11 protein-coding genes are annotated in these 8,931 nt (G+C 40.6%); 3 read left to right on the top strand and 8 right to left on the bottom strand.

Annotation, left to right across the window (positions count from 1 at the left end):
- The 3 genes from phnD to H6A13_RS07705 all read left to right on the top strand — a co-directional run.
- Positions 1 to 658: phosphate/phosphite/phosphonate ABC transporter substrate-binding protein (gene phnD / locus H6A13_RS07715; protein ID WP_204909029.1), on the top strand; the 658-nt coding region annotated here is incomplete at its 5' end.
- Complete coding sequence (gene phnE / locus H6A13_RS07710) at positions 659 to 1,450, top strand: phosphonate ABC transporter, permease protein PhnE (protein ID WP_204909028.1); 792 nt, start codon at positions 659 to 661, stop codon at positions 1,448 to 1,450.
- 26 nt (positions 1,451 to 1,476) lie between these two features.
- A complete protein-coding gene (locus H6A13_RS07705) occupies positions 1,477 to 2,481 on the top strand; it encodes an NAD(P)-dependent oxidoreductase (RefSeq protein ID WP_204909027.1) in 1,005 nt (334 codons plus the stop codon).
- A gap of 520 nt (positions 2,482 to 3,001) precedes the next feature.
- Here the strand turns inward: H6A13_RS07705 and H6A13_RS07700 are convergent.
- The 8 genes from H6A13_RS07700 to H6A13_RS07665 all read right to left on the bottom strand — a co-directional run bounded on the left by H6A13_RS07700 (position 3,002) and on the right by H6A13_RS07665 (position 8,776).
- Entirely contained in the window at positions 3,002 to 3,424 is a 423-nt protein-coding gene (locus H6A13_RS07700; RefSeq protein WP_476703426.1) for a transposase, read from the bottom strand.
- 271 nt (positions 3,425 to 3,695) lie between these two features.
- The gene (locus H6A13_RS07695) at positions 3,696 to 4,943 is read right to left on the bottom strand and encodes an IS256 family transposase (RefSeq protein ID WP_204909026.1); all 1,248 of its coding nucleotides are present in this window, start codon (positions 4,941 to 4,943) and stop codon (positions 3,696 to 3,698) included.
- 35 nt (positions 4,944 to 4,978) lie between these two features.
- A complete protein-coding gene (locus tag H6A13_RS07690) occupies positions 4,979 to 5,188 on the bottom strand; it encodes a helix-turn-helix domain-containing protein (RefSeq protein ID WP_204909025.1) in 210 nt (69 codons plus the stop codon).
- Between the two features lie 81 nt (positions 5,189 to 5,269).
- A complete protein-coding gene (locus H6A13_RS07685; RefSeq protein WP_204909024.1) occupies positions 5,270 to 5,683 on the bottom strand; it encodes a dUTP diphosphatase in 414 nt (137 codons plus the stop codon).
- Positions 5,680 to 6,447 carry an FAD-dependent thymidylate synthase gene (locus H6A13_RS07680; protein ID WP_204909023.1) on the bottom strand — a complete coding sequence of 256 codons (768 nt, stop codon included), beginning with the start codon at positions 6,445 to 6,447 and terminating at the stop codon, positions 5,680 to 5,682. The genes H6A13_RS07685 and H6A13_RS07680 overlap by 4 nt, the downstream gene beginning before the upstream one ends.
- Positions 6,434 to 6,760, bottom strand: coding sequence for a hypothetical protein (locus H6A13_RS07675; protein ID WP_138303697.1), 327 nt, complete (start codon positions 6,758 to 6,760; stop codon positions 6,434 to 6,436). Before H6A13_RS07675 ends, H6A13_RS07680 begins: the two co-directional genes overlap by 14 nt.
- The gene (locus H6A13_RS07670; protein WP_243424758.1) at positions 6,757 to 8,412 is read right to left on the bottom strand and encodes a relaxase/mobilization nuclease domain-containing protein; all 1,656 of its coding nucleotides are present in this window, start codon (positions 8,410 to 8,412) and stop codon (positions 6,757 to 6,759) included. The genes H6A13_RS07675 and H6A13_RS07670 overlap by 4 nt, the downstream gene beginning before the upstream one ends.
- Positions 8,381 to 8,776, bottom strand: a complete 396-nt coding sequence (locus H6A13_RS07665; protein WP_204909022.1) for a plasmid mobilization protein — start codon at positions 8,774 to 8,776, stop codon at positions 8,381 to 8,383. Before H6A13_RS07665 ends, H6A13_RS07670 begins: the two co-directional genes overlap by 32 nt.
- Between the last annotated feature and the right edge of the window lie 155 nt (positions 8,777 to 8,931).

Here is an 8,931-nt window from a genome sequence, read left to right as displayed (position 1 = left end):
TTATTCTTCTATGATTGAAGGAATGAGAAAAGGACATATTGATATAGGGTATTTTGGCCCACTTTCCTATGTTCTTTTGAAACAAAAGATGGAGAATGTAGAGCCTTTTGCAGCTAAATTGGAAAATGGAAAACCAACTTATAGAGGAGTTGTTATTGGAAATGTTGCAGCAGGAGTGAAACAGTTAAGTGATATTGAGGGCAAAACAATGGCATATGGAGATGTTGCATCTACCTCAAGTCATCTTATTCCAAAAGAATTATTGCTTACAAAAGCGGGATTAAAGGCTGGTGAAGATTATGAAGAACAATTCTTAGGAGCGCATGATGCGGTAGCAATTGCAGTGCAAAATGGAAATGCACAGGCAGGAGGTCTTAGTAAACCAATTTATGAGAAGCTGATTGAAGAAGGAATGATTGATGAAAATAAGGTACAGGTCATTGATGAATCTGATGACTATCCAAACTACCCATGGGCAATATGTACAGATTTAGATCAAGATCTTCAGGAAAAAATTAAAAATGCATTTTATAATCTTGATGACGAGGAAATTCTTGAGAGTTTAAAGGCAGAAGGATTTGCAAAAATAGAAGATTCTGATTATGACATTATTCGTAATATGGTTGAACTTCTAGATGTAGATTTGGAGGATATGTAAATGAAACAAGAGAAAAAGAAAAAACAAGATAAAACATTATCTATCTGTGCCTTAATTGGTGCAATTATCATAATTTTTTCTCTGATTTATACACCAATAGTGAGTTGGGAAAATCTGACCACTGGAAATATACTTATGAATTTTGTTGGAATGATAGGCGAAATGATCCCACCAGATTTTTCCTCCATACAAGAATTGGGAACGCCTATTGTCGAGACACTTGTAATGAGTGTAGTTGCAACAATTCTTGCAGTTATTATAGCTTTTCCATTAAGCTTTTTAGCTGCACATAATATTACACCACATTCAATAATTGGAACGATTGTAAAAGCATTTTTCAGCGCACTGCGTTCAATTCCGGAACTTATTATGGGTGTAATATTTGTTGCAGCAGCAGGCTTTGGGATTTTGCCGGGAATTCTTGCTTTGGGATTTCATTCTATAGGAATGCTTGGAAAATTTTATGCGGAGGCAATAGAAAAAACGGATGCAGGATTGAATGAGGCTATTTCTGCATGTGGTGGATCAAAATTTCATGTAATTATATTTAGTGTAATACCGCAGATTTTTTCCCACAGTATTGATTATTCCTTATATCGATGGGAATACAATTTCAGAGCTTCAACAGTAGTTGGGCTTATAGGAGCTGGAGGAGTCGGATTTCAGATTATAGCAGCACTCAGATTGATACAATATAAAAAGATATGCGCTATTTTAATTGTTGTATTTGCTCTGGTACAGCTTGTGGATTTCTTTGGAAATGTTATAAGAAAGCATCTTATAGACGCATAGAATATTATAAAGGAGAATAGTTTTAAATGGATAACAGACCACAAATATTAATTACGGGATGGATGCCGAAGGAAGGAAGAGATATATTAGAAGAATACTGCGATTTGGATTTTTGTAACTCAGAAAAGCCACTTAGTAAGACTGAGTTAATACAACGAGCAAAGAATAAAGACGGAGTTGTCATTTTTATGACAGATACAATAGACAAGGAAGTTATTCAGGCATGTAATAACCTTAAAGTGATTAGCAGTTTTGGAAAGGGCTTTGATAATATTGATGTGGAGGAGTGTGCAAAGAGGGGAATTGCAGTAACAATTAATAAAAATTCTCTGACCGAAGATACTGCAGACATGGCAATGGGACTTGCACTTGCAAATGCAAGAAACATTTTAATTGGAGACAGTGAAGTAAGGAAGGGGACGACTAGAGGGTGGCAGCCTAAAAAAAATTTGGGAAGGAGTTTTAATCATTCTAATTTAGGAATTATTGGTTATGGAGAAATTGGCAAAGCAATAGCAAAGAGAGCGAAAGGTTTTTCCATGACGACATACTATTATGACCCTACTGTTGAATCAGTATCATGGGGGGCACATAAATGTGAAAAACTTGAAGAAATGTTTTCTAAATGCGATTTTATTATGATAACCGCAAATTTGAATAAAAACAGTTACCATTTAGTCAACAGGGATAACATAAGTTATATGAAACAAGGTGCCTTTGTTGTTAATGTTGCCAGAGGTTCGATTGTTGATGAAAAAGCTATAGAGGAAGCGCTTGATGCAAATAAAATTTCAGGATATGCTTCTGATGTGTTTGCTTTTGAGGATAAACTAGCTAAAGAATGTCCGCAATACATTAGTAGCGGATTGCTTGAAAAAACAGAAAAAACAGTGTTTACTCCTCATTTAGGAACCGGAACTGTAGAGACAAGAAAAGAGTTATCAATATCTACAGCCAAGGGAATGCTGTCAGTGTTAAAGGGAGAAGAAACAGAACAGTTGATTACTTCTGGAGAAGCTAATATGAACTAATACATATGTATGAAAATATCTATAATAAAACATTATACCACGTGACATATATTATATATTATATCTTATTCGTATAATGTGTATATATGAGTATAGTATCGGAGATGTTCCAAAGACCTAAAAAGTTTTTGAACATTTCCGATTTTTAATTACCCAAAATATGTTGAATTTATTTGTTTTGGCACTTGATTTGACATCTGTCTTGTCAGATGCTATAATGCCACCTAATGAAAACACGAAAGGGAAATACCGGTTCTTATATAATGCGAAAGATGGTTTTATATTTTAGATAAATTGCAAGAGCCAGAACCGAAATATAACGGTTAAGTGATAGCATATCCGGTGAAGGTATTAGAATATGAATGATAAGATAGCACGTATTAAACAGCTTAAAGAAGCCTGCAAATAAAAAGTCAAGGCTAAATTAAAAGAACATTGAAAAATTTATACAGGTTGAAAAATTGGCATCACAATAAGACCACCACAATAGTGCTGGTCAAAAAATAGGTGATAAATTTAATTAGTTTGATTCAGGGAGTGAGGCAAGATATTCTTTTACACGCCCATAGTAGATACGAAGAAATTTGTTCGCACCAGCTGTCATATAGACATAATAAGGTTTTCCTTGTGCTCGTTTTTTATCAAGGAATAAATATACAGCATCGTCTGTCGGTTTTGTTTTGATAAGAACATCCATTACCTGAAAGAGAGTTTTTCGCAAATCAGCAGAGCCTCTTTTAGAAGTTGGTACACTTTTCTGAGCATAAGATCCAGATTCATTTACACCAGGATCCACACCCGCAAATGCAGTAAGGGCACCTTTATGAGTGAATCTAGAAACATCACCTATCTCGGCTATTAGTTGAGGACCCAAAGAAGGACCGACACCTTTCATAGCCATAACGATTGGATATTCAGGTAGTTTTGCTGCTGTATGATCCATAAGCGTGCGTAACTCTTCGACAGTGCTTGATGCAGAGTTGAGTTGGTCTATCGCTTGTTTAATAATGAGTTTAGTCAAATCATCCTTAGGAAGTACAGGAACGAGACCGTTTCAAGTTTTGTGTAAACTGAAAAAACTGATATAAGATATGTCATTAGTTACTTTAGGCAGAGCCAATTTTTTGAGGTTCTGCCCTTTCTTGTATTATAATGCAGTTCCCAGACATGTCAAGCAGGGCTGGCTAACCCAGCCCTCCTAGACGGGAAACTGCTTATAATCCGGATAGCCTTTCTTCAAAGAAAATCTCCAGCTGCGAATGGATCTGTCCCCAATCTTGTCGGTGGCCTGTCCATTTTTTCGTGATATCCATCATGGCCAGATACAGCATTTTTAAAAGACTCTCATCGGAAGGGAACACTGTCTTGGATTTTGTGACTTTCCGGAGCTGGCGGTTAAATCCCTCAATTGCATTGGTAGTATAGATCAGACGGCGTACCGCTTCCGGGTACTTAAAATAAGTCGAAAGATTCGCCCAGTTATCTTTCCAGGATTTCGCTATTTTCGGGTATTTTCCGCTCCATTTGTCATCAAAACTGTCCAGCTCTGCTAATGCGATTTCTTCTGTTGGAGCCGCATATACACGTTTTAGATCAGCCATCAGGGGCTTGATCTCCTTATAGGAAACGAACTTCGTTGTATTCCGGATCTGATGAATGATGCATTGCTGGATTTCTGTCTGAGGAAATACCGCCTCGATTGCCTGAGGAAATCCTGTCAGCCCATCCACACATGCAATCAGGATATCTTCTACCCCGCGGTTCCTTAGCCCGTTCAAAATGGAAAGCCAGAATTTCGCGCTTTCGTTTTGGCCCACATACATGCCAAGCACGTCTTTATGTCCTTCCATGTCAATCCCAATGGCGATATAAACCGCACGTTTTACAATCCGGCCTTCATTGCGCACATGGTAATGGATGGCGTCCATGAAAACCACGGCATAAATCTCTTCCAATGGCCTTTCCTGCCATTCTTTCACAATGGGAAGAATCTTATCAGTGATCCGGCTGATGGTGCTGTCAGAGATTTCGATGTCGTATAGTTCACGCATATGGCTTTCAATATCATTCGTGGTCATTCCTTTGGCATACATAGAGATGATCTTTTCCTCCATGTCCTGAGTGACAGTATTCTGGTATTTCTTGACAATCTGCGGTTCAAACTCGCCTTTCCTGTCCCTGGGGATGTCGATTTCCATGTCTCCATAGCTGGTATGCATTGTTTTCTGAGAATGTCCATTTCTGGAATTATCCGTTTCCTTGTTACGATAATCATACTTAGAATAGCCTAATTCCTCGTCAATCTCCTGGTCCAGAGCACCTTCCAGAATGATGGACATCATATCCCGCATGATGGAGTTAACATCTGTCCCATCTTTGACTTTAACATTGTTTTCTTTCATGTAGTTGCCCATCATTTCTCGAAGAGCTGCTTTTTGTGGGGTATCCTTTTTCCTTGCCATAAAATAAACCTCCAAACTGGTAAGTCTATCTTACATCAGTTTGAAGGTTTACACAAACTTTGGGATACTCCCATTTTAGCCATTTTTCGCAAAATATCTTCCCTTGGCTTCCTTTCCCCGGATTCGTATTGAGCGATACGGATATCAGCGGAGTTCTCGGAAAAGCCGAGTGCAAGACCAAGCTGCTTCTGTGTAAGATGATTTTTGTTTCTTAAGTGCTTAATTTTTTCTCCAAAAGTGATCATAATAATAATTCTCCTCTCTGTGTGTTGTGTATTGGTTGGTATTAAGATGCCGATATATACGGCGTCTCTGATTGTAAAAGTTTATTTTCCAGTACTGCCAAAGGCTCCGGTGCCACGTTCAGTGCCAAGATCCAGTACAAAATCGGCAATAATCACAGGAGTGATGACCAGCTGGCCAATTCGGGTATCCTTCTTGATTGTCTGCCGGATATTGCTTACATTGCTGACAATGGCATGGATTTCACCACGATATCCGGAATCGATGGGCGGCAGTTCGCATACCAGACCTTTGACGGCCAGGCTGCTCCTGGGAAACACATATCCTGCGTATCCGTCAGGGATTTCCAGTCCAAATCCCAGTGGTATTTTTATGATATCACCGGGGTTCAGAGTACAGTCAAAGGGAACATATACATCCGCTCCGGCATCATTTTCATGAGGTCGGAAGGGACAATGTTCTTTGGAGACTCCAAAATCAATCAGTCGTATTTTCATGAGAGTTCACCTCCCATGAGAAGCGGATAATCCCGTAAGATAATATCAGCCGGAGTAAGGGATCGTTCAAGAGGATTTCTGCAACTCATTTTTCCTTCCAGGCATTTTCCACGTTGGCAGAATGGACCTGTCAGTTCCGGAAGAAAAAGTACCGGGCTTAAATCATACAGATCCTTCCAAATATTCAGGATCACGATTCTCATTTCATCCGTGTTGCGTCTGCAGGAACGCTGCCCGATCATATGTTTCCACTGGTAAGGGGTCGCACTGATAAGCAGAACATTTCTTAACCCCTGTGGTGTCAGATATCCTGCCGAGTCGTGGCTGATGCCGGTTTTGCAGAGGCGCTCATAATTATCCATATCGGTCTGGCAGCTTTTTTCATATAATTCTTTGATAGCCGCCGGTGCGGTGAGGATCTCATAGGGTATTGCGAAATCTGCTTCCCCGGAATAGTTGCTGTACTGGAGGGATGCGCTCATGAATTTTACCTCATTCTGGTGCCGGGTGATCTGGGAAAGAAATCTCCGGCTGGCGCCTACTACAGCTACTGTAATCACGGCAAATTTCTGTATGGCAGGATGCGGGAGTTGTCCCATATTTTTTACGGTATCATTAGTAAAGGACTGATTGTACAGTCGGATCAGATCTTCCATGTTGTGGATCAGATGCCCGCGCTGTGTCAGCCTGGCTGCAAATACCATCGTCTTTTCAGCTTCGCTAACGGCGGAGCAGTTCAGGATTTTTGTTTCAATTCTGTTCATAAGTACCCTCCTCTTTGATGATCGCTGCCAGCAGGAAGAGATAGTTCAGGCTGTCGGTGATCTTCTCATCCCATAATTCTTTTGTGAAGGAAGTATTCTTGGCATAACACATATCATATAAAGATACGATATGTTTTGCCATCATCCCGACAAGAGCCCGCTGGGGCGTGCAGTCCTGAAGAGAAGCGGCGATCCGGAAAGCGCTGAGTCTGTCTTCGCGGTCGCCGGTATATTCTTTTTTCTTCATCCGTAATGTTTCTTCGCATTTATTGACCTGATCTGCAAAGATCAGTCTAAATTCTGATTGTGTCATAATGATTCTTCTTTCCTTTCTTTCTGTGAGTTGTGATGTGCTGCTGATTGAATGGGAACTTTTTCTGTCTCCATTGCCGTTCTGTCAAGAATGGCATCTACGTTATAGGAAACAGTCTCCAGTTCTGTGCAGCGGCTTCTTAGTTCTTGTAATGCCTGTTTCTGGGAACTGATTTTATCCTGCAGGTTCTGTTTGCGGGATTTTAATGATTTCATTGAAAGCATTTTCCCGTCAGTATAGAAGCTTTTCAGCCAGTCCCTGGCCTGTTCATATGCCTGCAGTTCAGAAGCATGCTCACTGCGGAATTTCTTTTTGCTTCTGGATCGTATGAATTCTGTATATGTTCCTTTAGATGAAAAGTACTGTCCTGTGTAGTGAATCTGCGAATTTAATGTCTTCAATTCTGCAGAGAGTTCATCTAAACTTTCTTGTGCCTCATTCAGTTTTGCACTTGCCTCCGATATGATCCTGGACAGGTTTTCTCTGGTGTCATAACCATGTTCCTGAATATAGATCAGGGTATTCGCCATTTGCTGCAGATTGGTGATCTTAACTTTACGGGCATAAGCTTCACTCTGCATAGCTTTAACATTTGTCTGCAAATCAACCACAAGACGTAGATGTGTCCGATAGTAGAAGATAGCAGTTGGATCTTTGTGGTAATCGCCATGGACAGAATGATGTGTAGTTGTTCTGTGTTCTGGCTGGATCCCATTATCGTTTTGGAGAAATCTCTTTTCCAGGTGTTCCATGCCATAGTCTGTTCCCAGTGCTTTTTCAGTGATCCTGAGATCACGATCCGGATGCAGATATCTATATCTTCCTCTTTGCAAAATCACGGATATATTGTAATTTTCCAGAAGAAGAGATTGAAACTCTTTAAAATTTCTGGCTGATCCAGAGCATTCATCAATCGCCTTCCGGAGAAAATCCTTCTTTGTCTGGAATGTTGTGGCCGTTGGTTTGAGACCTTTCTGTACAATTTCCTGATTAATCTGTTCCAGTTTTTTCTGTCCTCTGGTTATTGCACGAAACTCTGCTTCTGTCACTTTTTCCGGAGCAGGAGAAAGAAGATCAACCTGATGTAGTCCTTCCCGCTCACACATGGCCATGACTTCCTTTTTCAGATGTTCCAGAAATCGGTTTGTGGACCGATGCTTATAGCCGGCCTTTTCTTCATTTGGCTTATCCATATAGTTCTGGCGTGCCACGGCATTTTTGCGGACACTGTTGATCACGATATGGGTATGGATGTTGCCGGAATGGTTTCCGCCGTCTGTGTGGGTAACCACCACCGCCTGATAGCCTGGGAAATTCTTTTTTGCAAATTCCAGGCAAAGCTCCTGTGCCCTTTTCCCAGTAAGCCCACATTCCGATACGTCCGCTGGATCGAAACTGATGATGTAATGGTGACTTTTTAATTCGTTTCGCCTGCGGTTTTTCTTAAATGCTTCATTTGTCATTCTGCATTCAATATCAAATGTATCAGGATTACAGTTGAGCCCGTCCAGATAGAATTCATCCCGGAGAATTTTCTGTCCCAGTTCATTTTGAAGCATCTTGCCGGTTTTCTCATCATGCTGAAACAGCAGATACTCCATTGTGTCAGAATAATTGGCGTTATGACTTTTTATGTGTTTGATAACTGCCAATATAATCACCTGCCAATCGAAGCACTTCTTTCCGCAGCGCATAAAGTTCTGCAATTGCACGTTCTATCTCCTCCTGCATGGCAAGAGAGCGTTCCCCACCACTGTTAAAATGCCTGGCGATCTGGTTCAGGTTGGATCCGATTTTCCCATATTGTGCGAGAAGTGATTTGACCTCCTCGCTGTCAATTACAATCTGGTATTTCGGAGTCAGTTTCCTGTTTAAGATCACGTTCCGGATGAAGTCTGATCTTGTCATCCTGCATTTTTCAGCCCGGTCATCTAATACAGATAGTTCTATATCCGTCAACCGGAGGCAGATGATGTGTGTGCGTAGCTGTTCATTATTCTTTTTGATCTTTTTCATACTCCTCCTTCCACTGCGTGATAAATGGAGCCGCCAACAGCGGTGCCATTCACTGAAATGCCGGCTGTCCCTTCCGGATAGATTTCAGTGCTGCGCCCAACATTCTGTTGGAAGCCAATATAATTCCGATACATTTTTGATCACTGCTGGATAAA

It is taken from the genome of Mordavella massiliensis (genome assembly GCF_016902415.1).
GTDB classification, from domain to species: domain Bacteria; phylum Bacillota; class Clostridia; order Lachnospirales; family Lachnospiraceae; genus Merdimonas; species Merdimonas faecigallinarum.
The sequence above is the reverse complement of the archived record's forward strand: the minus strand, read 5'-3'. Positions and strand labels throughout refer to the sequence as shown.

Coding starts and splice junctions, on each gene's coding strand:
- H6A13_RS07665 (WP_204909022.1), bottom strand. CDS start 8,776: ATGAAAAAGATCAAAAAGAATAATGAACAGCTACGCACACACATCATC.
- H6A13_RS07680 (WP_204909023.1), bottom strand. CDS start 6,447: ATGAACAGAATTGAAACAAAAATCCTGAACTGCTCCGCCGTTAGCGAA.
- H6A13_RS07700 (WP_476703426.1), bottom strand. CDS start 3,424: ATGGATCATACAGCAGCAAAACTACCTGAATATCCAATCGTTATGGCT.
- H6A13_RS07690 (WP_204909025.1), bottom strand. CDS start 5,188: ATGATCACTTTTGGAGAAAAAATTAAGCACTTAAGAAACAAAAATCAT.
- H6A13_RS07675 (WP_138303697.1), bottom strand. CDS start 6,760: ATGACACAATCAGAATTTAGACTGATCTTTGCAGATCAGGTCAATAAA.
- H6A13_RS07695 (WP_204909026.1), bottom strand. CDS start 4,943: ATGGCAAGGAAAAAGGATACCCCACAAAAAGCAGCTCTTCGAGAAATG.
- H6A13_RS07705 (WP_204909027.1), top strand. CDS start 1,477: ATGGATAACAGACCACAAATATTAATTACGGGATGGATGCCGAAGGAA.
- phnE (WP_204909028.1), top strand. CDS start 659: ATGAAACAAGAGAAAAAGAAAAAACAAGATAAAACATTATCTATCTGT.
- H6A13_RS07685 (WP_204909024.1), bottom strand. CDS start 5,683: ATGAAAATACGACTGATTGATTTTGGAGTCTCCAAAGAACATTGTCCC.